We start from the raw sequence: 22,353 nt of genomic DNA on the forward strand, positions 1-22,353 counted from the left end.
TCACTTCTTCGGCTGCCAGGCCTCGAGGTCCCACCAGGGGCCGCTGGCGAAGCCGTGTTCGTGCGGCTCGACCTGGGTGGTCAGGCCGTCCCACCGGTCGGCGAGGACGTAGACGTGGTCGATGTGGGTGAGGAAGGTATAGCCGGGGTTCTTCACCAGTTCGCGCTGGACGGTGTCGTAGGCGGCCTCGCGGGTCGCCTCGTCCGAGCTGCGGCGGCCGGTGTCGAGCGCCTTGTCCACCACCGCGTCGTCGTAGCGGGCCATGTTGTTGAAACCGTCGCCGGCCAGGGAGGAGTACAGGAGGGTGTAGAGGCCGTAGTCGGGGTCGCCGCTGCTGCCGAAGCCGGCCAGCACCGCGTCGGTCTTCATCCGTGGCTCGATGACCTCCCAGGTGGCGCTCTCCACCTTCACCTCGATACCGACCTTCTTGGCGTCGGAGGCATAGGCGAGGGCGTGGTCCTGGCGGACCTTGTCGCCGGCGGGGCACAGGAGGGTGAAGGAGGCGCGCTGTCCGTCCTTGGCGCGGATGCCGCCGTCGCCGCTCTTCCAGCCCGCCTGGTCCAGGATCCGCTCGGCCCTGGCGAGGTCCTGCTCGCGCTCGATGCCGTCGGCGAACCAGGAGTCGTCGACCGGCAGCGGCCCGTACGCCGGGCGGCCGGCGCCGTCCAGGATCGTGTCGACCATCGCCTGGCGGTCCACAGCGGCGTCGAGGGCCTGGCGGACGGCGCGGTCGCCGGTGACCTTGTTCGCCGTCGGGAGGGTCACCGCGCGGAAGTCGTAGGTCTCCGCGTCGTACGTCTTCTTGGCCTTGTCGTTCTTGAAAGCGGCGGCGAGGTTGGGCGGGAGGACCGCGCCGTCGAGGTCGCCGGAGCGCAGCCGGGTGGCGCGTACGTCGTCGTCCTTGATGATCGCCATGGTCACCTTCTTCACCTTCGGCGCACCGCCCCAGTAGTCGGGGTTGGCCTTGAAGGTGAGCTTCTCGCCCTTGCTCCAGGAGGCGAGGACGTACGGGCCGGTGCCGGTCGGCTCGGTGTTGAAGGGGCCGGCGTTGGGGTTCTGCTCGCCGGCGATGTGCTCGGGGACGATGGGCAGCACCGTGCGCCCGGCGAAGGGGGCGTAGGGGTACTTGAGTGTGAAGATCACCTTGTGGTCGCCGTCGGCCCGCACCTGCTTGATGGCGTCCAACTCGCTGCGTGAGGTGTTGTTGGTCTTCGCGTCGAGGATCGTCCTGTACGTGAAGACCACGTCGGCTGAGGTCAGCGGCTCGCCGTCGCTGAACTTCACGCCGTCGCGCAGGGCGTAGGTGTAGGTGAGGCCGTCGTCGGCGACCTCGGGGAGCGCCTTCGCCAGGGCCGGCTTCAGCTCCAGGCCGGCGTCCCGGGCGAGCAGACCGTCGAAGATCTTCGAGTTGCCGTCCTTGCCGTAGCCGAGCAGCGGACTGAGGGTGTCCGGCTCGGAGGCCACGCCGATCACGACGGAGTCGGCCGCGTCGCTGCTGCCCGTGTCGTTGCCAGGGGCCGAGCAGGCGGCGACACAAGTGAGTATCGCCGCCGTCGCGGCGGCTGTCCGTATCCGTCGGACCGTCATGAACCCCACACCCTTATTGATTATATGATGCTGTTGCATATTAATCGCAGTAAGGGCTACCCAGGTCGGCTGGACGACAATCCGTGGCGCGGGAGTCGCTGATCTTCCAGGTATTGGCAGTACCTCGCAGGCGCTCGCCGACGGATCTACCGTGAAGTGGCCGGCACAGATCCACGCCGCCCGATCAGGAGGAGGTTCCCGTGCCCTCGGCTCCCACCGAAGCCCTTGCCCACTTTGCGTTCGACGGCGGTCGGTCCGGGATCGGGCCCGCCGACGCGTCGCGCGTCGAGCTCCCGGGATCCAGCCGTGGCCGACAGTGACAGGAAGGACCTGGCGGGCGAGGTGCGCGAGTTTCTCAGCACCCGGCGCGCCCGGATCACACCGGAGCAAGCCGGGCTGCCGGTCTACGGCGGGCAGCGCCGTGTCGCGGGCCTTCGCCGCGAGGAGGTCGCCCTGCTGGCGGGCATGAGCGTGGACTACTACGTCCGGCTGGAGCGCGGGAACCTCGGCGGAGCCTCCGACTCGGTTCTCGAAGGCCTCGCTCACGCACTGCAGCTCGACGAGGCCGAGCGCACTCACCTCTACGACCTGGCCCGCGCGGCGACTCCATCGGACCGGCGGCCCACGGTGACCGCGTCGCGGGTGCGCCCCACGATCCTGCGGCTGCTCGACTCGATGACCGACGTGCCGGCGTACGTACGCAACGCCCGGTTCGACATCGTGGCCACCAACCTGCTGGGGCGGGCGCTGTACGCGCCGGTCTTCGACTCGCTGCTGTTCGCCCGGCGCGGACCGGTCAACAGCGTCCGTTTCATGTTCCTGGACCCCGCGAGCAGGAATTTCTGGACCGACTGGGAGAAGGGCGCCGACGACGCGGTGGCCTTCCTGCGCACCGAGACGGGCCGGGCGCCCCACGACAAGGCGCTGACCGACCTGATTGGAGAGCTGACGACGAGGAGCGGTGACTTCGCCCGCCGATGGGCCCGCCACGATGTGAAGTTCCACCGTTCCGGAGTGAAGCACCTGCACCACCCGCTGGTCGGCGATCTCGCCCTGCCCTACGAGGCCATGGACCTGCCGTCCGACCCGGGCCTCCGCCTCAACTTCTACACCCCCGAACCGGACTCGCGAGAGCGGGAGGCACTCGGTCTCCTGGCCGGCTGGGCGAGCACCGGCACAGCCGTGCCCTTCGGGAGCGACCGGCCGGGGAACGACTGACCACACGAACGAGGAGAACGGCTTCATGCAGTACCGACCGCTCGGCCGCACCGGAGTCCAGGTCAGCCCCCTCTGCCTGGGCGCGATGATGTTCGGCCCCTGGGGCAACGAGGACGAGTCCGACTCGATACGGATCATCCACCGCGCCCTCGACGCGGGCATCAACTTCATCGACACCGCCGACGTGTACTCCGGCGGTGTCTCGGAGGAGATCGTCGGCAAGGCGCTCAAGGACCGCCGCGAGGACGTCTTCCTCGCCACCAAGTTCTTCATGCCCATGGACCAGGACGACCCCAACCAGCGCGGAGGCTCGCGGCGCTGGATCATACGCGCGGTCGAGAACTCCCTGCGGCGCCTGGACACTGACCACATCGACCTCTACCAGGTCCACCGCCCCAGCCCGGACACCGACGTCGACGAGACCCTCGGCGCCCTCTCCGACCTCGTCCACCAGGGCAAGGTCCGCTACATCGGCTCCTCGTCCTACTCCGGCGCCCAGATCGTCGAGGCCCAGTGGACCTCACGGGAGCGGCGCCTGGAGCGGTTCGTGACCGAGCAGCCGCCGTACTCGATCCTGGTCCGCGGTATCGAGGAGGACGTCCTCCCCACCGCGCGCCGACACGGCATGGGCACGCTCACCTACAGCCCGCTCGCCGGCGGCTGGCTCTCGGGCCGCTACCGCAAGGACAACACCTCCGGCCCCGCCTCCGCGGCGCGCCCCGCGGCCCGCTTCGACCTGACCAGCCCCGCCAACCAGCGCAAGCTCGACGCCGTCGAACAGCTCGCGCTCCTGGCGGAGAAGGCCGGCCTCACTCTGATCGAGCTGGCGGTCGCCTTCGCCATCGCCCACCCGGGCGTCACCTCGGCGATCATCGGACCGCGCACCAGGGAGCAACTGGAGGCGTTCCTGCCCGGCGCCGACGTCACGCTCTCGGCCGACGTCCTCGACCGCATCGACGAGATCGTGGCACCCGGGGTGACCGTCAACCCCGCCGACAACAGCTACGGCGACTTCGAACTGCGCGCCGGCCAACGCCGACGCTGAGGCGAGCCCGACCGGGCGCCTGGGGCGTCCCGGTCCGGCCTCAGGGACGATGGGGCCATGGATCCATTGCTGCACCAACTACCGGCCGTTTTCTGGACCGTTCCGTACGTGGGCTCTCGGTATCCGGGGTCGTCGGAGGTGGCTGACCGGCCCAGCCTGGAGGAGGGCGCGAACTGCCAGCTGTTCGCCTACGAGGTGCTTCGGCACTTCGGCCCGGCTCCGCCTGATCTGCGTTCGAGTGAACTGTGGGCCGATACGCGGGCCACAGCTCGCGTAGGGGTTGCCCAGCCCCTCGACCTGGTGTTGTTCAACGCCACCGACGATGCTTATGGCGCCCACGTAGGAGTCTGGGTGAACGAGGGACGAGTGCTGCATCTGTGCGCGGAGACAGGGCGCCCGGTGGTCTGGGAGATGACGGAGTTCGCGACCCGGCCGCGCTATCGGGTCTTGATCGGCATCAAGCGCGTGGTCGACAGGGGGCTGCTCGCATCGCCCGGCCACAGGTTGGGATGACCTTGCGGTGGCGGGTGTGTTCACGGCAGACGGAGGCCCCGCGTGCTATCGCCTACTTGAGGCCTCCCGCGGTCAGGCCGGCGACGATGCGTCGCTGGAAGGTCAGGACCGCGATGACGAGAGGGACGGTGACGACGACCCCGGCCGCCATCTGCGTTCCGTACGGCTGGTCGAAGCCGTAGGCACCTGTGAAGCGGGAGATGGCGACAGTGGCTGTCTGCATGTCCTTCTTGTTGACCATGGAAAGCGCGATGATGAAGTCGTTCCAGGCGGCGATGAAGGTGATGATCGCGGTGGTGAACACGCCGGGTGCGGCGAGCGGGAGGATGACCTTGCGGAAGGCTTGACCCCTGGTGCATCCGTCGATCATCGCCGCTTGTTCCAGTTCGGCGGGGAGTTGACGGAAGAACGACGCCAAGTACCAGACGGCCAGGGGAAGGGCGAACGACAGGCTCGGCACGATCATGGCCTGGTAGGTGTTGATCCATTTGATGTCGGTGAAGAGCTTCAGCAGCGGCACGACGATGGAGATCGGCGGGAACATGGATGTCGCGATGATGACTGCCGCGACCAGGTTCTTGAAGCGGAACTCCAGCCGTGCCAGGGCGTAGGCCGCAACGGTACCGATCACCAGGGTGATGACCGTGGTGATGCCCGCCACGATGAGGCTGTTGAGTAGCGCGCGTTCGAATCCGACATCGGGCTTGAACACCGCGCTGAAGTTTGCGGTGGACCATGGCCTGGGCAGGGCGGAGAGCTGGAACTGGTCCGAGGGCCGGCGGAATGCGGAGACCGTCATCCAGTAGAACGGCGCCAGGCAGTAGACGATGATGACGGCCATGCCGAAGTAGCGGAGGACGACCGCGACACCCGAACGCGTGGCACTCGCTCTCCTTCCGGGCCGGCCCGTAGTAAGGGTGGTCATGCGGGAGTTCCCCTTCCTGCGAGCGAGCGGGTTGCCGACCGGCGCCGCCGCGCCGGAGTCTTGGCGCGCGCTTCGGCGATGAGATCGGTGCCGAGGATCTTGACGAACGCGTAGGCGACGATGACGACATACAGGAACAGCAGCGTGGCGTAGGCCGCGGCAGGCCCGTAGTGCAGGTTGTTGGCTTCATTGAAGGCGAGCACGGACAGCGTCTGCACGGAGTGTTTCTGGTTTCCCACCAGCAGGTAGGGCAGGTCGAACATGCGCAGCACGTCGAGGAGTCGGAACAGCACGGCGACAAGGAGGGCCGGCTTGACCAGCGGCAGCGTGATCTTTCGGAACTGAACCCAGGCATTCGCGCCGTCCACGCGGGCCGCCTCGTGGAGTTCGGCGGGAATGAGCTGGAGGCCGGCGAGCGTGAGCAGGCCGATGAAGGGGGCGGTCTTCCAGGTGTCGGCGATGACGACGGCCCACTTGGCCGGCCAGCCGTCCGCGGCCCACAGGATCTGCTGCCCCAGGAGCTTGTTGGCGATGCCGTTGGCGTCGAAGATCCATCGCCAGAGCAGGCCGGACACGGCGGTGGGAACCGCCCAGGGCACCAGGATGCCGGCGCGGAGGAGCGCACGGCCGCGCAGCGCATGATGCATGACCAGCGCCATGGCCAGACCGACGGCGGCTTCGAGGACCACGGAGGTGACCGTGAAGAAGGTGGTGTTGCCGAAGGCGTTCCAGAACCGGGAGCCGCCTGCACCGGTGAACGCGTCGGTGTAGTTGCGCAGGCCGACGAAGTGCTCGCCGCTGACGACGAAGCCGTTCGCGTCCAGTCCTTCGCCACGCCGATAGAGGGACTCGCGCAGTGCGGAGACCAGCGGGTAGCCGATGACCAGGGCCAGGACGAGAAAAGTGGGCGAGAGCAGTACGGCGGCGAGGCGGCCTTCGCCGTGATCGGCCCGGCGGGTGCTGCTTTTCGGCGCAGGCTTTGTGGGAGGTAGAGCAACGGCGGGTGCAGTAGTGGTCATGAAGGGCTCGGTCTTCCGTGCGATCAGTCAGGAGGAGACGGGGCCGCGCCTGGCCCTTCCGGTCACGGCTGAGAAGTGATCTGCGTCAGTTTGGTCTGCAGCGAGGCCAGCGCGGTGTCGGGGCCGGCCTGACCGGAGAGCACGGGGTAGATCGCGTCCTGGACGGCCGCGGACACATCGCCGTAGCGAACGGCCTTCGGACGGGCGACTGCGGCGTCCAGCGACTGCTTGAGGTCGGCCAGGTACGGGAACTTCTTCTGGAGGGCGCGGTCCTCGTACAGGGCGGCTCGGGTGGGAGCGGTGGACGCGGCGAGCAGGTTGGCGCGTTCGGAACTGTCGCTTGTCAGGTAGGTGATGAAGTCGCGGGCGGTCGTCTTGTGCCGGGTGAAGGACGAGACGGCGAGGTTGTAGCCGCCCAGGGTCGACGAGCCGGTGCTGTCGAGGCCGGGCAGGGGCGCCACGTCGAACTTGCCGGCGACCTTGGAGGAGCCGTCGGTCTTGTTGGCCAGGTCCCACACGTAAGGCCAGTTGCGCATGAAGATCGCTTTTCCGGACTGGAACGCCTTCCGTCCGTTCTCTTCCTGGTAAGTGAGCTCCTCCTGCGGGATGGTGCCGTCCTTGAAGGCGCCCGCCAGCCAGGCAAGTGCGGTCTTCGCCTGGGGGGTGTTGACGGTGGGGTTGCCGTCGGTGTCGAAGACATGCCCCCCGGAGGACTGCACGGCCTCGGAGAAGTTGACGACCAGGCCCTCGTACTTGTCGAACTGCCCCGCGTAGCAGGAGGCCCCCTTGGCCTGCGGCAGGGCCTTCACCTTGGCGCAGTCGGCCTGCATCTCCTGCCAGGTGGTCGGTGGCGTCTTGACTCCCGCGGCGGTGAGCAGATCGCTTCGGTAGAAGAGCAGGCCGCCGTTGGTCTGCCACGGGACGCTGTAGAGGGTGCCGCGGTACGTGGCCGAATCGACGGCGGCCGGGAGCAGGCCGCTCGTGCTGGTCGAGGCGGGCATCGCGTCGATCCACCGGTTGGCCGCGAACTCGGAGGTCCACGTCACGTCAAGTCCGAGCACCGAGAAGGCGGTCGACTTGACCTGGGCGTTCTGCTGGAGCTGCTGCAGTTGGGCGTCGGCGGAGGCCGGGAGTTCGTCCAGCGTGACCTTCTCGGAGGGGTGAGCGGTGTTCCAGGCGTCCACCTGCTTCTGCAGGGCGCCGGAGGTGTCCTTGCCGACGGCGAAGGTGATGGGACCACGATCGGTGCCGCTGTCTGCTGTGGACGCCTTGTCGTTGGCGTCGCCGCTGGAGCAGCCGGCCAGGACCAGGGCAGTGGTGGCTGCCAGGGCTGCCAGGCCGGCGGTTCTCGACGTACGCCAGGTGGTGCGGGTGCGGCTCATGTGTGCTCCTTGCGGTAGTACGGGACGGGAAGCGGGTGTGGCTCGCGAGCGGTCGTCGCGGGGCCGGTAGGGGAGTCTCGGTCAGCGGTGCCGAGACTCGGGGACGGCCGTCAGGAGGCCCGGGTGGTCGCCGGACTCGGAGTCCGCGCTCGTGGAGTTGCGGCTCTCGAGGTAGCCGATGATCGCCACGGCCCCGGCCGCGGCCCATGCCTGCGGACGGCATGCGTTCGGATAGGCGAGAACGGGCTCACCATCGTGGGCGGAGGTGCCGGCGTACAGTTCCGGTAGCCGGAAACCGAACTGTTCGGCGGCGGTGACGACACCCTCTGCCAGTGAATGAGCGACGGCGTGGTGGCCCTCGGCGGCCAGTCCGAGCACCGCGATGGCCGTGTCGTGCGGCCAGACGCTGCCGCAGTGGTATGTGTGCGGGTTGAAGGCCCTGCTGGTCGAGGACAGGGTGCGCAGTCCATAGCCGCAGTCGAGGTCGGGCCGCGACAGTCGACGCGCCACCAGCTCCGCCTCGGCGGAGTCGAGCAGGCCGGTGCCGAGCAGATGCGCCATGTTCGAGGCCGCCCCGTCCACAGGCCGTTTGGCCGCGTCCAGGGCAATGGCGGGATAGACGCCGGTGGCGTCGTCGATCCAGAAGGCGGCGCGGAACCGCTGTTGAAGCCGGGCCGCCCACTCCCGCCAGTGGTCGGCTCCGGGCAGTCCGAAGGCGTCGAGGAGGGCGGCGCCCTGGGTGGCGGCCGCATACGCGTAGCCCTGCACCTCACACAGCGCCAGCGGGGATGCAGGGCGTCGCCCGTCCGCCCAGCGCACGGCGCCCGGGGTGTCCTTCCAGCCCTGATTGGCCAGGCCGCCCCGGGTGGAGGACCGGTACTCGATGAAACCGTCCCCGTCGCTGTCGCCGTAGGCCGTGATCCACTCCAGCGCCGCGAGCAGGCCCGGGAGAAGCGGCTCGATCTCGGCTTCGGCCACGCCCGTCTGCCAGGTGCTGTGCAGGAGGCGGACCCACAACATGGTGGCGTCGATGGTGCCGAAGTAACGAGGAGGGATCACCATGTCGTCCAGGCGCAGGGTCTCCCGGCGTACTTCGTGCAGGATCTTCCCCGGCTCCTCCTCCGCCACGGCGTCGTGACGTTCGCCCTGGCGCCGCTGCAAGGTGCGCAGTGTCCCGAGGGCCAACCGCTGGGCACCGGGCATGAGCAAGGAGGCCGACCACAGCGCATCGCGGCCGAAGAGAGTGAAATACCAGGGGCTGCCGGCGGCGAGGAAGGAGTCCGCGGGCTCCAGGGGATCGGCCAGCAGCATGCGCTCCAGATCCCGCAGACTCGTCTGCAGCAGTCTGCGACGCAGGGGGTCGCGCGGCTCCGCTGCTCCGGTTCGGGGGGCGAGGACGGGCGGAACCCGCGGAGAGACGGACAGGAAGGTGCGCTCGGCCGCCTCCGGATCGTTGTTCCGGGCGACCGCCCTCAAGGTCACCCCGGCCGACTGCTCGGGCGCCAGGTCGAAGGTGAACGACAGCATGACGTCCGAGTCCTCGGGCGTCATGCGCGCCGGAACCGGGTCCGCGGTCAGCAGAACCTCCTGCGCTGCGCCCGCCCAGCACGCGCCTCCGGCCACCGGCTGAGCATCCACGTGCGGCTCCTGCCGGCCGCCGCGCACGACGTGGACCGGCGCCAGATCGGTGCCGGCACGCACCCGCAGGGCCGCCGTCACGGGGGTGTCACCGTAATTGACCAGCTCCAACCGTTCCTTGAGCCCGTCCTGGCCCACTGTCCGGTAGCGGTGCAGGACCACCGATGGATCGGCGCCCTCGTCGCCGTCCAGGCGTACTCGGGAGGTGAAGACGGCACTTGCAGGGTGCTGGAGCTGACACCCGACCGGCTCGACCACGGCGTCGGCCACCTCTACCTCCAGGCCGGAGAGCACCCGGTAGTCATGGGTGTAGAAGCCGTCGAGGCCCTGCGCACGTATCTGGCCGTCGCCTGAACTCAGGCACACGGAGGGCGCCCACAGCAAGGTGACCAGTTCGTGCAGAGAGCTCGGGCGGGAGTGGCTCACATCGCCTCCGTGAACGTGGGCGGGCTGACTTGCGCTAGAATTTGAGCGCGCAAATCGCGGCGGGGGGAACCGTAGCAGGCCGGACGACCGCCGACCAGAGGCCGAGTTCAGTGACAATGCAGTGCGGGTGAAGCAGAAGGACACCGGAGGCGTACATGGCGGAACCGGGGCACCGTGAGCCGGCGGGCGGAAGCGCTCCCACCCTGCAGGACGTGGCACGGGCGGCGGGAGTGTCCAGGCAGACCGTGTCCAATGTCCTGCACGCGCCCGAGCGTGTGCGCCCCGCCACCCGGGAGCGCGTCGTGGAGTTCATCTCCCGGCTCGGCTACCAGCCCAATCGCCAGGCGCAGGCTCTGGCGCGCAGTACCTCACACATGATCGGCTACCACATCCGCCCGCTGGCTCCCGAAGCCCTCACCTCGATACAGGACAGGTTTCTGCATGCTCTGGCCGAGGCCGGTAGGGCGGCCGACCACCATCTGTTGCTGTTCTCCGCCGAGGACGAGTCCGCGGAGATCGACAGCGTCGGCCGGCTCCACCGCGGAGGAGCCGCCGACGCATTCGTCCTGTACGACCTGACAGCCGACGACCGACGCCCGAAGGCGCTGCTCGACATGGGGGTTCCGTTCGTCGCGTTCGGACGGACGGATGCGGGCGCCGACACCTATCCCTGGGTCGACGTGGACAATGTCCTGGGCACTCGCCTCGCCGTGGACCACCTGGTCAATCGCGGTCATCGCCGCATCGCGTTCCTCGGCTGGCCGTCCGGTCGCACCATAGGCGACCGCAGAGCACGTGGCTGGCACCAAGCCGTCGAAAGCCACCGTCTCGCCTCGGCCTGTGGAGTCCTGGACGCGCGCAGCGAGGACTCGGTCCAAGCGGCCATCCAGGTCACCTTCAGGCTGCTCGAACACTCCGAGCCCCCCACCGCCATCGTCACGGCCACCGACACGCTGGCCGTGGGTGCCATGCAGGCGGCTCAGCGATGGGGGCTCGAGGTGGGACGCGACCTCGCTGTCGTCGGTTTCGATGACACGCCCACGGCGGCCGCCCTGGAACTCAGCAGCATCCGGCAGCCCATCGAGCTGGTGGGGCAACAGGTCGTCGCGGCCCTGCTCGGTACTGATGAGGCGGGTCCCGGACACCAGCTGTTGGAACCCCAGCTGGTCATTCGGTCCTCCAGCGCCCGGCCCGCGAGGCCGCGGCGGTAGCATCACCTGCCCGCTGATCACCAGGCCGATGCCGGACAGAGCAATCGGTGCGCACACCCTTGACATGCTCAGGATCGATTGGTTCCTTGGGATGGCCGCGTTTGAGCGCTCAAAAAAACACTGTCTCTCGCTGACCGCGGCACCCGGCCTCCACGGCCACCGCAGAGCACGATCAGACCTTGTCGCCGCTCATCCTGGCGACCGACCACCCCAGGAACCGCCATGAGTCGCATCACACCGTCGCTGTTGTCGGCCGACGGACCTCCCCGCCACCGAACCCTGCGCCGACGCCTCCTCAGCGCGGCCCTCGGGCTCGCCCTCGTCGGCTTCGCCGCCGGTGTCCAGACCCTCCACGCGGTTCCGGCCCGCGCCGGCACGACCCAGGTCGACAGCGCGGTCATCGGCTGGGACGGAGACAAAGACGCCGCCATCGCTCACCGGGACGGCAGTTTCGACATCCGCGACGGGAAGAACACGACTGCCAGGTTCGGGATCTACAACAACCCCGCATCTCTCCAGTGGTCGAACGCCGGCGGCTACTACCCGGCACTGGTGACCAGCTTTCAGCGCGACAACACCACCGTCACCATCACCAACTTCGGCGACAAGGTGACGACCGGTGGCAACGACTACGTCGCCGTCTACTCCCGTGTCACCGTGGCCAACCACGACACGGTGGCCCACACCGAGGATCCGGCACCCTCGTCCGGCCTGATCCCGTTGAACAACGCGGGCAACACGGTGCAGCCCGGTCAGACGGTCTCGCACGACTACGTCATCGCCGTCGACCGCTTCGGGGCCACGTACCCGTGGCCCGCCAACAGCAGCCTGGCTGCGGCGGGTTCGTACGATTCCCGCTACGCGCACATGACCGCCCACTGGGACGGCCGGCTCAAGGAGATCGCCCAGCTCGACCTGCCGGACCCGCGGCTGGTCAACGCGTACAAGGCGGGCATGATCTACGGCGAGATCGTCAAGGACGGCACCGCGCTCAACGTCGGGGAGAACGGCTACGACGAGGTCTGGAACCACGACCTCGTCGGCATGCTCGTGAACCGTTTCGCGCAGGGCGACCTCTCCGACGCCAGGACCCAGCTCACCCAGTTCGACCCGAACAACTCTCCGGCCAACTACGACGACGGGCACTGGACCTTCCCCTGGCCCTGGGCCGTGTACCTGCAGAAGACCGGCGACACCGCCCTCGTGCAGAGCAACTTCAGCCGCATCCGGACCGAGGCCCACCAGATCCAGACCGACGCGACCGGGCCCGGCGGCGTCATGAAGGCCACCTACGACATCGACAGCGTGGGCTACTGGACCGTCGACAACGCCGAGGCCCTGATGGGCCTGACCGCCTACCGCTACCTCGCGGCCAAGCTCGGCAACACCGCCGAGGCGAACTGGGCGCAGCAGACCTACAACACCCTGCTGTCCGCGGTGAACACGGCGCTGACCAACACCATCAACGCCAACCACCTCGACTACATCCCCTGCGCCGTGGACGCGCCCAACGACGGCAACGCCTGCGGGCAGAAGAACAACGCCAACTGGGCCGCGTTGTTCCTGTTCGGCCGCTGGAACTGGGACGGCTACCTCTTCGGCGCCCAGCAGAGCGGCCCGATGGCCGCCATGCTCGACTCCACCTACAAGAACGGATTCGCCAAGCTCTCCGGGCTGCCCCCGCACACCTACGGCGGCTACACCGGCTTCAGCACGGGCTACAACGCCGGGTACGGGGAGGCCGGGCTCGCTTCCGCCGACTACCGCGCCGAAGGCGTGTACGACTACCAGTTCATGATCACGAACTCGCAGAGCGCGCCGTTCTCCTGGTGGGAGGGCATCCCCACCGCCGGGTCCACCAACTGGTCACCCGGCACGCACGCCACCGCTGGCACCGGTTCCAGCCCTCATATGTGGGGTCAGGCCAACGCCTCCAAGGTGCTGCTCGACTCCCTCGTCGCTGAGAAGTCCGACGGACAGGTCATCGTCGGCCGCGGCCTGCCCACAGAATGGCTGCGCTCCGGCGCCAGGACCAGCGCCACCAACGTCCCGATCGCCGACGGCCACCGCATGGGCGCCACCATCACCAGCACCGGCTCCGCGGTGACGCTGAGCCTGAGCGGTGACAGCCCCGCCGGCGGCGTGTCCTTCCAGGTCCCCGGCTTCGTCGGGAACATCGCCTCCGCCACCGCGGGCACCGTGAACTCGGCCGCCGGGACGGTCGAGCTGCCGGCCGGCACCACTTCCACCACCGTCACCCTCACCAAGGCCCCCACCTTCCAGAGTTCCGGCGGTCTCGACCTCAACGGCTTCTGCAAGTCGATCGGAAACACCGGCGGCGTCAGCCTCGACGGCACCACCGCCAACGACTGGCACTGCGTCACCCCCGGCGGTAACCACGTCTCCATGAGCATGGATGACGCCTGCACCTACGGCTACCCGTACGCGGCGAGCGTCTTCTCCCGTGCCGCCAACGCCGACGACCCGAACAGCTGGGCCTGCTGGCACTCCTGACCCAGCCCGGTCGGCCGCACCCACGGACCGGCTCCCGGCCCGACGCCCTCACACGTAGGGCCGGGAGCCCCGCGCAAGGCGGCAGCCGACCCCAAGGGTCACGTCATGACCAGCACGTGATGTCGTCCATCTCGGCGATCGCACCCCGCGCGTCCCGCACGCTCCGGGCCATTCGCCCGGGGCAGTCCTCGAGTGTGAGCCCCCACCGGACACCCAGGAGTGTTTCGTGACCGACGTCAGCCGTCGAAGGTTTCTGCAACTCGCCGCGGGCACAGCCGCGGCGACCAGCCTGTCCGCCGGGATCGCGCGCGCCGCGTCCATCCCGCCCGCCGCAGGGAGCGGCACACTCGCCGACGTCCAGCACGTCGTCGTCCTCATGCAGGAGAACCGGTCCTTCGACCACTACTTCGGGACGCTGCGCGGGGTCCGCGGCTTCGGTGACCCGCGCCCGCTCGTGCTGCCGTCCGGGAAGACGGCCTTCCACCAGGCCGCCGCGTCGGGGCGCGAGACCCTGTCCTTCCGCCCGGACGCCGACCGCCTCGGCATGCAGTTCATCCAGGACCTCGATCACAGCTGGGCCGGCACGCACGCGGCGTGGAACGGCGGCGCGTACGACCGGTGGATCCCCGCCAAGTCCACGACCACGATGGCCCATCTGTCCCGCCAGGACATCCCGTACCACTACGCCCTCGCGGACGCGTTCACGGTGTGCGACGCCTACCACTGCTCGATGCTCAGCTCCACCGACCCCAACCGCTACTACATGTACACCGGTTACTCCGGGAACGACGGCAAGGGCGGCGGTCCGGTGCTCGGCAACGAGGAGGCCGGCTACTCCTGGACCACGTTCCCCGAGATCCTGCAGCAGGCCGGCATCAGCTGGAAGGTCTACCAGGACATCGGGACCGGGCTGAACGCCGCCGGCGGCTGGGGCTGGACCAGCGACGCGTTCATCGGCAACTACGGCGACAACTCGCTGCTCTTCTTCAACCAGTACCGCAACGCGCAGGCCGGCAACCCGCTGTACGACCGGGCCCGCACCGGGACCCACGCGGCCGGCGGCGACGGCTACTTCGACCGGCTCAGGGCCGACGTGGCCGCCGGCGCCCTGCCGCAGGTCTCCTGGATCGCCGCGCCCGAGGCGTTCTGCGAGCACCCCAACTGGCCCGCCAACTACGGTGCCTGGTACGTCTCGCAGGTCCTGGACGCCCTCACGTCGAACCCGGACGTGTGGAGCCGCACCGTCCTGCTGCTGACCTACGACGAGAACGACGGCTTCTTCGACCACGTGGTCCCGCCGTTCCCGCCCGCCTCTGCGGCCCGCGGCCTGTCCACCGCGGACGTGACGCAGGACCTGTTCGGCGGATCGTCCGGCTACGGCGCCGGGCCGTACGGGCTCGGGCCGCGCGTGCCCATGCTCGCCATCTCCCCGTGGAGCACCGGCGGTTGGGTCTGCTCGCAGACCTTTGACCACACCTCCATCGTGCAGTTCATCGAGAAGCGGTTCGGCGTGCACAACCCCAACGTCTCCGCCTGGCGCCGCGCCGTCTGCGGCGACCTCACCTCCGCCTTCGACTTCTCCCGCAGCGACGCCGGCGTGCCCGGTCTGCCCGACACGAGCGGCTACGCCCCGCCGAACCACGGCAACCCCGGCGACTACGTGCCCGCGCCGCCGGCCACCGGCACGCTGCCCAAGCAGGAGAGCGGCCTGCGCAACGCCCGTCCGCTGCCGTACGACCTGGTCGTGGACACCAAGGCGGTGGGCGGCCGCATGCAGTTCACCTTCGCCGGCCTCGGCGCCGCCGGGGCCGCCTTCCATGTCACCTCGGCCACCCGCAGCGACGGTCCCTGGCCCTACACCGTCGAGGGCGGGAAGAGCCTGACCGACAGCTGGGCGCTGCCGGGCACCCGCTACGACTTCTCCGTGTACGGCCCCAACGGGTTCCTGCGCCGCCAGGCCGGGACCAACACCGCCGTGGGCCCCGAGGTCACCGCCCGCCATGACAACGCCGCCGGACAGGTCACGCTGACGTTCAGCAATGCCGGCAGCACCGCCGTCACCTTCACCGCCACCGACGCGTACGCGCCGAACGACCACTACTCGTACACCGTGCAGCCCGGCGCCTCCCGCACGGTCCCCGCCTGGGGCGTGCCCGCCGGCCACCACTGGTACGACGTCACCGTCACCTCCAGCGGCGACAGCGCGTTCGTACGGCGCTTCGCCGGCCACGTGGAGACCGGCGCGGCCAGCACCAGCGACCCGGCGACCGCCACCGTCTGACCCGACCCGGCGTCGCGGGGCGCCGGGCTCACTCTGCCGACCAGCGGCGTCTCATGGGGTGGCCGGTGCGGTCACGGTGAAGCGCGCTATTTCTTGGCTGGGGTGGGGGCTCGGGGAAGGCGTAGCTGGAAGCATGCTCCGAGGGTCCGGGGGGTGAGGGTGAGGGTGCCTCGGTGGCGGTGGGCCAGGTCGCGGGCGATGGCGAGGCCCAGGCCGGTGCCGCCTTGGTCGCGAGAGCGGGCGTCGTCGAGCCGGACGAAGCGTTCGAAGATGCGCTCGGCGTCCTCGGCGGGCACGCCCGGTCCGTCGTCGTGCACCGTGAGGACGACCCGGTCGCCCTGGTTCCGGACGGTGATCTGGATGCGGTGTGCGGCGTGGCGGGCGGCGTTGTCGATGAGGTTGCGCAGCAGCCGTTCGTATTCGGCGGGATTTCCGTGTGCGTGTGCGGGGGCGGTGCTGTCGCAGCTGAGGGTCAACGGCCGTTCGGTGAGGGGGTATTGCTCGGTCAGCCGGGAGGCGAGGGCTGCCAGGTCCACGGTTTCGGGGCCGGCTGTGGGGGTGCGGGTGTCGAGGCGGGCGAGGAGCAGCAGGTCTTCGGCGAGGTCCTGGAGGCGGCGGGTCTGTCGTGCGGCGGTGGTGGCCACGGCGGGCCAGTCGGTGCGTTCCGGGTAGGCGAGCGCGACTTCCAGGCTGGCCAGCAGCGTGGTGAGGGGACTGCGCAGTTCGTGGGCGGCGTCCGCGACGAATCGGCGTTGCTGGGCGGCGGCGTTGTCGAGGCGCTGGAGGGTGCTGTTGATGGTGGTGGCCAGGGCGGTGATCTCGTGTCCCGTGGCGGGGACGGTGACACGTTCACGGGGGTCACTCGCGGTCACCGAGGCGGTGAGCACGCGGATCGCTTCGACCGGCCGCAGCGCGATGCGGACGGTGAAGTAGGCGGCGGCGGCGATCAGTACGAGGCTGACGATCCCGGCCCGCAGCAGCAGGCCGTCGGTGGTCCTGGTGATCGCCTCGGCTGTGTCCGGAAGTACCACCACATAGGCCCGCAGCGTGGCGTCGGCGGTGACGCCCAGAGCGGCGGCTTTGGCGCTGCTCAGTTCACCGGCCCAGATATCGATGTACATGACCGGGTAGGTCCCGCCGGCCATGTCGACTCCGCTCCCGGGGTTGTAGTCGTGGCGCACCGGTATGCGGAGGGGACGGACCGTATAGGACCAGTCCGCACTGTCATCCGGTGGGGCGGAGAGCGCGGATGGGGCGGGCAGCACATGGCGGGCGCCGGGATCGAAGTCGTCCATGCCTCCGCCGGAGGCGACAGCGGTGCGTCGGCCGGTCGCGACAACCTCGTACGGCACGGCGCTTCTGCGACCGGGAACCGCACCCTCGTTCAGCTGATCGACGAGAGCGAGGAGATGTTTCCGGGCTTGTTCTTCGGCGATCCGCTTGCTCTGGCCGTAGACCTCATGGTGCACCCACCAGCCGATTCCCACCAGGACGGCGGCGGCGGTCGCGGCGGCGGCCAGGGCTGCGCGGGCTCGTACCGAACGCGGCCACCAGCGGCGTCGCGGCTCAGTCGCGTTCACGGTCGTCCACCAGCCGGTAGCCGGTACCCCGTACGGTCTGCAGGGACTGCCGGTGGAACGCGGTGTCCACCTTCTTGCGGAGGGCGCTGACACGCGCCTCCACCAGGTTGGGATCCTGGGCTTCGTCGGGCCACGCATGATAGAGCAGATCCGTCTTGGAGACCGCCTGGCCCGCCCGGCGGGCCAGCAGCTCCAGCACGGCGAACTCCCGGGGTGTGAGTTCCACCCGGGTCCCGGCCCGGCGGCAGACCCGGCCGGCGACATCCAACGAGAGGTCGCCCACGGCAAGGACGGGCGGGGCGGCCGTGGCGGCTCGTCTGACCAGGGCCCGCAGCCGTGCGACGAGCACCATGTAGGAGAAGGGTTTGGCCAGGTAGTCATCGGCCCCGGTGTCCAGGGCCTCTGCCTGATCCCAGTCCCCGTCCTTGGCGGTGAGCACCAGGATGGGGGTCGCGTTGCCCTCCCGGCGCAGCTGGGCGCAGACCTTGTAGCCGTTGAGTCCGGGCAGCATCAGGTCCAGCACGACCAGGGCGTACTCACCGGTCCGGGCCATCCACAGGCCCTGCCGGCCGTCATGGGCGAGGTCGACGCTGTAGCCCTCGGCGGTGAGACCGGTGTGCAGGGTGTGGGCAAGGTCCACCTCGTCTTCGACCACCAGGATGCGCATGTGGTCCAGCCTCGCACGGCGCCGGCCCGCCTTCCTGATCGGCCGGTCAGGTTGGGTCAGCAACCGGTCAACGAGGTCCGGGCACGCTGGCGGCACGTCTTCGCCACTGCTGAAAGGCCCTGTCGCCGATGTCCCTCGATGAACGTGCCCCCGCCGTGGTCAGGGCGGTTTACCCTCCCGTACCCGCCCGTCGGCAATCACCGGGCCCGGCGAGAGCCGTTGTCGTCATCGCGCCCTTGTCGCTGACCATCGCTCTGGGGCTCTGGGGCATCCGCAGGAAGAACACCATGTGGGGGGACGAGTCCGTCACCTATCAGCTCGCGCACCGCGATCTCTCGCAGATATGGCACACCGCCCAGCACATTGATCTGGTCCATGCCCTTTACTACGCCGTGATGCATGAGATCTTCGGTCTCTTCGGCGGAGGGCTGCTGACGTTGCGGCTGCCGTCTGTGCTGGCGATGTCCGTGGCGGCGAGCGGAGTCGGGCTTCTGGCGCTACGCCTGGCGGGACCCCGTGCCGGGCTGCTGGCCGGGCTGGTGTTTCCGCTCCTTCCCCAGGTACAGAAGTACGCACAGGAAGGCCGCTCGTATGCCATGGTGTGTGCCCTGGTCACCTGGGCCACCTATGCGCTCGTGGTCAGCGTCCCGCATCGCGCCCGGTGGCGGTGGGCGGTCTATGGCTCCACCATGCTGCTGGCCTGTCTGCTCCACGAGTTCGCGGTCCTCGCCCTGGTTGCACACGGCGTCACACTGGTCGTCTCCCGTGTTCCACGACCTGTGCTGAGGGCGTGGAGTGTGACTGCCGCGGGTGTTGTGGCCGGGCTGTTGCCGCTGGCGATCTGCAGTGCGGGGCAGTCGGAGCAGGTGTCCTGGATCGGCGGACCGGTACGGCTGCGGTATTTCCTGGTTGTGGCGGTCGTGGGCGTGGTGTGTGCCCGAGCGCCCCTGGGGGTGAGGGGGCCCGTACGGCTTTCCGTGCTGGCTGTGCCGATTCTTGTGCTTCCGGGCCTTCTGCTGCTGAGCGCCTCACTGGTCAAGCCGCTTTTCGTCGACCGGTATGTGCTCTACAGCAATATCGGAATCGCCCTGCTGCTGGGCGCCTGGATGGATCACTTCCACCGACGGCAGCGGTCTTCCCGCAACGTGTGGATCGCGGTGGCTGCCGTACTGGCCGCGCTCGTCCCGCCGAGCCTTTCGCTGAGGACGCCCGAGAGCCGGAGCGATGACGTCACCGCCATCGGCGCCGCCGTACGCAAGGAAGGCCGACCCGGCGACGGGCTGCTCTATCTCTCCGGCCGGCACCGGATCTTGACCGCGGCCAACCCCGAGGACACCCGTTTCCTGACGGATCTGGCCCTGGCACAGGACCCCGTTTCGTCGAACACACTTGCAGGTGTCGAGCTTCCCGCCCAGGATATTGCGGCACGCATGCTGGAATTCGACCGGATCGTCGCGGTCCGCGCGGCGGGTGCGCACGCGTCGGCCAACCCGCGGGAGGAAGCGAAGACAAGCACCCTGCGACGCCACTTCCGCGAGTACGGAACAACCCATGTCAACGGGGCGCGAGTCACCGTCTATGTCCGGGACCACGACCCGTCTCCGAAAGCCGGTCCTGGACCCAACAGCCCGGGAGCGAGCGGTGGGTCGATGAGGTGACGGCGGAGTTCCGTTTCCTCGGCGCGGTGTGTCGCCGGGCGTGGCCTCAGCCCCGGTGGTCTGCGGTTGCGAGGGTGCCTTCGACGAGGTCGCGCAGCTGGGAGCGGGCGGTGATGCCCAGCTTGGGGAAGCTGCGATAGAGGTGGGAGCTGACCGTGCGGGGGGAGAGGAAGAGCCTCTCGCCGATCTCACGGTTGGTCAGGCCGCGGGCGGCGAGCCTGATGATCTGCTGTTGCTGCGGGGAGAGCCGGGCGAGCGCGTCGGGGGAGGAGTCCATGACGTCGAGGCCGGCGGCGCGTGATTCGGCCCGGGCGCGCTCGATCCACGGGCGGGCGCCCAGGCGCCGGAAGGTCTCCAGGGCCTCGGTGAGCGGCGCTCGTGCCTCGGCGATGCGTCGCCGGCGCCGCAGCCACTCGGCGAGGTCCAGCAGGGCCTGGGCGCGTTCGAAGGGCCAGTGCTCGAGCACGGGGTCGGCCAGGGCCGCCCGGAAGTGCGGCTCGGCGTCCTCGGGCTCTGCCAGCAGGCCGCGGGCGCGGTCGATCAGTGCGCGCAGGCGGGGTGAGGCGCCCGCGGCGAGGGCGCGTGCGGAACGCTCGACGATCGTGGCGGCCTCCTCGCGGCGGCCGCTGCGCACCGCGGCGGCGGCCAGATCCGCGAGGGCCGGATACGAGGCGTGGTAGTGCACGGGCGCGCCATCCGGCGTGAAGACCGTACGGAGTTGGTCGTACTACGCCTCGTGCGCGCCCTCCGCGAGGGCGGCGGCGCCGAGCGCACGACGGGCGTAGACGGCTACCGAGCGGCTCGCCAGCGGGTCGATCAGGGCGAGCGCGTCCGCGGCCCGGGCGCGGGCCGCGGCCACGTCCCCCTGGTAGGCGAGCACAGTGGCGTCCACCGCGGCCGCACACGCCACGGCGTGGTCGAGGCCGGCCGTGGAACCGAGCGCGCTGCTGCGGGTACAGGCTTCCCGGGCGCGCCCCCATCGTCCCTGTTCCACATAGCTCCAGGCGGCCGCGCCACCGAGCCCGTCCGGCAGCGGTCCCCGCATTCCCCAGCGGTCGAAGGCTTCGTCGAAGGCGCGGACGGCCTGCGGGGTCTCGTCCAGCAGCCAGGCCATGACCGCGAACGCGGTGAGCCGGTCGGGGCGGCGCGCTTCGGCGGCGACCTGCGGGAGCAGGGAGAGAAGTCCGGTCCTGTCGTCGAAGGGATCGGACACGGTCCGCACCCAGGTGCGCAACCACGCGTCCGACGCGTCCTCGGGAAGGCGCCGTAGCGCGGTCTGGACGCGGCGCCGTTGGGCGTCCTCTCCGCAGTAGAAGCGGACGACGGCGGCGCCGGCCAGGAGGTCAAGCGCGGTGGCAGGCTGCGCGAGAGCCAACTCCTCGGCGGCGTCGGCCAGTCGGCGCCACCCACACAGTGGAACTCCCGTTCGTCTTCGACCTCGCGCAGCTGCCCCAGTTGCGGGGTGCGAGCGCCCTGCTGGGCCCCGACAAGCCCCCCGCCGAGCTCGCCACCCGCATGCACGAGGCGTGGGTCCGCTTCGCCACCACCGGCAACCCCGGCTGGGACCCGTACGACACCGAGCGCCGCGCCACGATGCGCATCGACACCGAGTGGACACAGGTCAACGACCCTCGACGCCAGGAACGGCAGTCCTGGATCTGACCGAGGTACACGCGGTACGCACCTGCTTCGAGGACGACTCGACATGCACCGCAGCCGCCTGGTGTCACCGGTGTGGTGCGAGTGACGGGCGAAGGACGGCTCCCAGGCCGCGCATCAGGTACCTGGCCATCGTGCGGCCTTGCCCTTGCGGGTCACGGCCGGGGCGCGCCTGCCCGCAACCCGTCGACGACCAGATCGAGAAGCCGGGCCGCGCGCGGTCGCCAGTCCTCGGTCGGGGTCAACTGCCACAGGCCCGCGATGGCGAGCATGAAGTCGTCGGCGCTGACACCAGGGCGGATGGTGCCCGCTTCCTCGTTGGCGCGCAGCAGAAGTTCGGCCGCGTCCGCGACGGGTGCGGGGGAGGGCTTCGCGGGGCCGCCCGGTGCGCCGGTGGCGAGGCGGATCGCGTCGGCCAGGCCCGCCTTGGTCATGGCGAACTCGGCCAGCCGGTCCATCCAGGTGCGCAGGGCCTGCGGCGGCGGCAGTTCCTGGAGCAGGTGGGCCGCGGTGTCGGCGACCTGCTGCATCTCATGGTGGTAGATCTCCAGGACCAGGGTCTCCCGGTTGGGGAAGTTGCGGTAGAAAGTGCCCTGGCCGACCCCCGCTTTCTTGGCGATGGCGCTGAGCGGTGCGTCCGGACACTGCGTCAGCTCACTGATGGCGACACTCAGGATGCGTTCACGGTTGCGCTGCGCGTCCGAGCGCAGGGGGGTCTCCTTCTTGTGCTGCACTCGTCACTCCTCAAGGCACGTGGCATGAGCGCACCCTTGCTAAGTGGACAACCGTCCGCTAGTTTTCAGGTAGCGGACAGCTTTCCGGTTGGGGTCCACTCTAGCTGCGACCATGGCCCGCACGTCAGTCCGCTGCTGCCGTCAACGTCGTCCATCTGTTGCCCTGCCGCGTAATTCGTGCCACCCGAGCGTCCGCATCGACGCCCCCCACCTCTTGGAAGCGCCCCGGACATCACCAGCGCTGCCGCGCATCATCACGGCGACGCGCACTCCAGGCAGCCGCCCCATTCCTCCGG

15 protein-coding genes and 2 pseudogenes are annotated in these 22,353 nt (G+C 69.5%); 8 read left to right on the top strand and 9 right to left on the bottom strand.

Annotated features, from left to right (window positions below):
* A complete protein-coding gene (locus CTZ28_RS17195; RefSeq protein WP_121890286.1) occupies positions 1-1,587 on the bottom strand; it encodes an ABC transporter substrate-binding protein in 1,587 nt (528 codons plus the stop codon).
* Between the two features lie 306 nt (positions 1,588-1,893).
* Between CTZ28_RS17195 and CTZ28_RS17200 the strand changes: the two genes are divergently transcribed.
* From CTZ28_RS17200 to CTZ28_RS17210, 3 genes are read left to right on the top strand one after another with little or no spacing between them, the layout of a single operon-like run.
* Positions 1,894-2,805, top strand: a complete 912-nt coding sequence (locus CTZ28_RS17200; RefSeq protein ID WP_121890287.1) for a helix-turn-helix transcriptional regulator — start codon at positions 1,894-1,896, stop codon at positions 2,803-2,805.
* Positions 2,806-2,830: 25 nt separating this feature from the next.
* Entirely contained in the window at positions 2,831-3,850 is a 1,020-nt protein-coding gene (locus CTZ28_RS17205) for an aldo/keto reductase (protein WP_121890288.1), read from the top strand.
* Between the two features lie 57 nt (positions 3,851-3,907).
* Entirely contained in the window at positions 3,908-4,363 is a 456-nt protein-coding gene (locus CTZ28_RS17210) for an NlpC/P60 family protein (RefSeq protein WP_121890289.1), read from the top strand.
* A 52-nt stretch (positions 4,364-4,415) separates the two neighbouring features.
* Here the strand turns inward: CTZ28_RS17210 and CTZ28_RS17215 are convergent, their stop codons facing one another.
* The 4 genes from CTZ28_RS17215 to CTZ28_RS17230 all read right to left on the bottom strand — a co-directional run bounded on the left by CTZ28_RS17215 (position 4,416) and on the right by CTZ28_RS17230 (position 9,753).
* Complete coding sequence (locus CTZ28_RS17215; RefSeq protein WP_121890290.1) at positions 4,416-5,288, bottom strand: carbohydrate ABC transporter permease; 873 nt, start codon at positions 5,286-5,288, stop codon at positions 4,416-4,418.
* Entirely contained in the window at positions 5,285-6,307 is a 1,023-nt protein-coding gene (locus CTZ28_RS17220; protein WP_121890291.1) for a carbohydrate ABC transporter permease, read from the bottom strand. The genes CTZ28_RS17215 and CTZ28_RS17220 overlap by 4 nt, the downstream gene beginning before the upstream one ends.
* Positions 6,308-6,369: 62 nt before the next feature.
* Positions 6,370-7,689 (bottom strand): ABC transporter substrate-binding protein, encoded by a 1,320-nt coding sequence (locus tag CTZ28_RS17225; RefSeq protein ID WP_121890292.1) that lies wholly within the window; start codon positions 7,687-7,689, stop codon positions 6,370-6,372.
* An 81-nt stretch (positions 7,690-7,770) separates the two neighbouring features.
* The gene (locus tag CTZ28_RS17230; RefSeq protein WP_183154436.1) at positions 7,771-9,753 is read right to left on the bottom strand and encodes a glycogen debranching N-terminal domain-containing protein; all 1,983 of its coding nucleotides are present in this window, start codon (positions 9,751-9,753) and stop codon (positions 7,771-7,773) included.
* A 155-nt stretch (positions 9,754-9,908) separates the two neighbouring features.
* Between CTZ28_RS17230 and CTZ28_RS17240 the strand changes: the two genes are divergently transcribed.
* From CTZ28_RS17240 to CTZ28_RS17250, 3 genes are all read left to right on the top strand, one after another.
* Positions 9,909-10,964: a LacI family DNA-binding transcriptional regulator gene (locus CTZ28_RS17240; RefSeq protein WP_147481161.1), complete on the top strand. Its 1,056-nt coding sequence runs from the start codon at positions 9,909-9,911 to the stop codon at positions 10,962-10,964.
* Positions 10,965-11,186: 222 nt separating this feature from the next.
* A complete protein-coding gene (locus CTZ28_RS17245; RefSeq protein WP_121890294.1) occupies positions 11,187-13,478 on the top strand; it encodes a carbohydrate-binding protein in 2,292 nt (763 codons plus the stop codon).
* Between the two features lie 226 nt (positions 13,479-13,704).
* A complete protein-coding gene (locus CTZ28_RS17250; RefSeq protein ID WP_121890295.1) occupies positions 13,705-15,759 on the top strand; it encodes a phosphocholine-specific phospholipase C in 2,055 nt (684 codons plus the stop codon).
* Positions 15,760-15,845: 86 nt separating this feature from the next.
* Here CTZ28_RS17250 and CTZ28_RS17255 read toward each other — a convergent pair whose 3' ends face one another.
* Both CTZ28_RS17255 and CTZ28_RS17260 read right to left on the bottom strand, forming a co-directional pair.
* Positions 15,846-17,339, bottom strand: coding sequence for a sensor histidine kinase (locus CTZ28_RS17255; protein WP_121890296.1), 1,494 nt, complete (start codon positions 17,337-17,339; stop codon positions 15,846-15,848).
* Positions 17,326-18,006 (bottom strand): response regulator transcription factor, encoded by a 681-nt coding sequence (locus tag CTZ28_RS17260; protein ID WP_121890297.1) that lies wholly within the window; start codon positions 18,004-18,006, stop codon positions 17,326-17,328. Before CTZ28_RS17260 ends, CTZ28_RS17255 begins: the two co-directional genes overlap by 14 nt.
* 128 nt (positions 18,007-18,134) lie before the next feature.
* Between CTZ28_RS17260 and CTZ28_RS17265 the strand changes: the two genes are divergently transcribed.
* A complete protein-coding gene (locus tag CTZ28_RS17265) occupies positions 18,135-19,664 on the top strand; it encodes a glycosyltransferase family 39 protein (protein ID WP_398656116.1) in 1,530 nt (509 codons plus the stop codon).
* 46 nt (positions 19,665-19,710) lie between these two features.
* Here the strand turns inward: CTZ28_RS17265 and CTZ28_RS17270 are convergent.
* Positions 19,711-21,063 (bottom strand): annotated as a pseudogene (locus tag CTZ28_RS17270) (LuxR C-terminal-related transcriptional regulator); the annotation flags it as partial.
* Here CTZ28_RS17270 and CTZ28_RS17275 point away from each other — a divergent pair.
* A pseudogene (locus CTZ28_RS17275) lies at positions 21,060-21,326 on the top strand (carboxylesterase/lipase family protein); the annotation flags it as partial. The pseudogenes CTZ28_RS17270 and CTZ28_RS17275 overlap by 4 nt on opposite strands.
* Before the next feature lie 152 nt (positions 21,327-21,478).
* Here CTZ28_RS17275 and CTZ28_RS17280 read toward each other — a convergent pair.
* Positions 21,479-22,057 (bottom strand): TetR/AcrR family transcriptional regulator, encoded by a 579-nt coding sequence (locus CTZ28_RS17280; protein WP_121890299.1) that lies wholly within the window; start codon positions 22,055-22,057, stop codon positions 21,479-21,481.
* Between the last annotated feature and the right edge of the window lie 296 nt (positions 22,058-22,353).

Origin of the sequence: Streptomyces shenzhenensis, from assembly GCF_003688995.1 — a bacterium.
GTDB classification, from domain to species: domain Bacteria; phylum Actinomycetota; class Actinomycetes; order Streptomycetales; family Streptomycetaceae; genus Streptomyces; species Streptomyces shenzhenensis_A.

Bases quoted from the DNA above. Each gene is read 5' to 3' on its own strand.
- CTZ28_RS17195 (WP_121890286.1), bottom strand. From the start codon at position 1,587: ATGACGGTCCGACGGATACGGACAGCCGCCGCGACGGCGGCGATACTC.
- CTZ28_RS17205 (WP_121890288.1), top strand. From the start codon at position 2,831: ATGCAGTACCGACCGCTCGGCCGCACCGGAGTCCAGGTCAGCCCCCTC.
- CTZ28_RS17210 (WP_121890289.1), top strand. From the start codon at position 3,908: ATGGATCCATTGCTGCACCAACTACCGGCCGTTTTCTGGACCGTTCCG.
- CTZ28_RS17215 (WP_121890290.1), bottom strand. From the start codon at position 5,288: ATGACCACCCTTACTACGGGCCGGCCCGGAAGGAGAGCGAGTGCCACG.
- CTZ28_RS17220 (WP_121890291.1), bottom strand. From the start codon at position 6,307: ATGACCACTACTGCACCCGCCGTTGCTCTACCTCCCACAAAGCCTGCG.
- CTZ28_RS17225 (WP_121890292.1), bottom strand. From the start codon at position 7,689: ATGAGCCGCACCCGCACCACCTGGCGTACGTCGAGAACCGCCGGCCTG.
- CTZ28_RS17240 (WP_147481161.1), top strand. From the start codon at position 9,909: ATGGCGGAACCGGGGCACCGTGAGCCGGCGGGCGGAAGCGCTCCCACC.
- CTZ28_RS17245 (WP_121890294.1), top strand. From the start codon at position 11,187: ATGAGTCGCATCACACCGTCGCTGTTGTCGGCCGACGGACCTCCCCGC.
- CTZ28_RS17260 (WP_121890297.1), bottom strand. From the start codon at position 18,006: ATGCGCATCCTGGTGGTCGAAGACGAGGTGGACCTTGCCCACACCCTG.
- CTZ28_RS17265 (WP_398656116.1), top strand. From the start codon at position 18,135: ATGTCCCTCGATGAACGTGCCCCCGCCGTGGTCAGGGCGGTTTACCCT.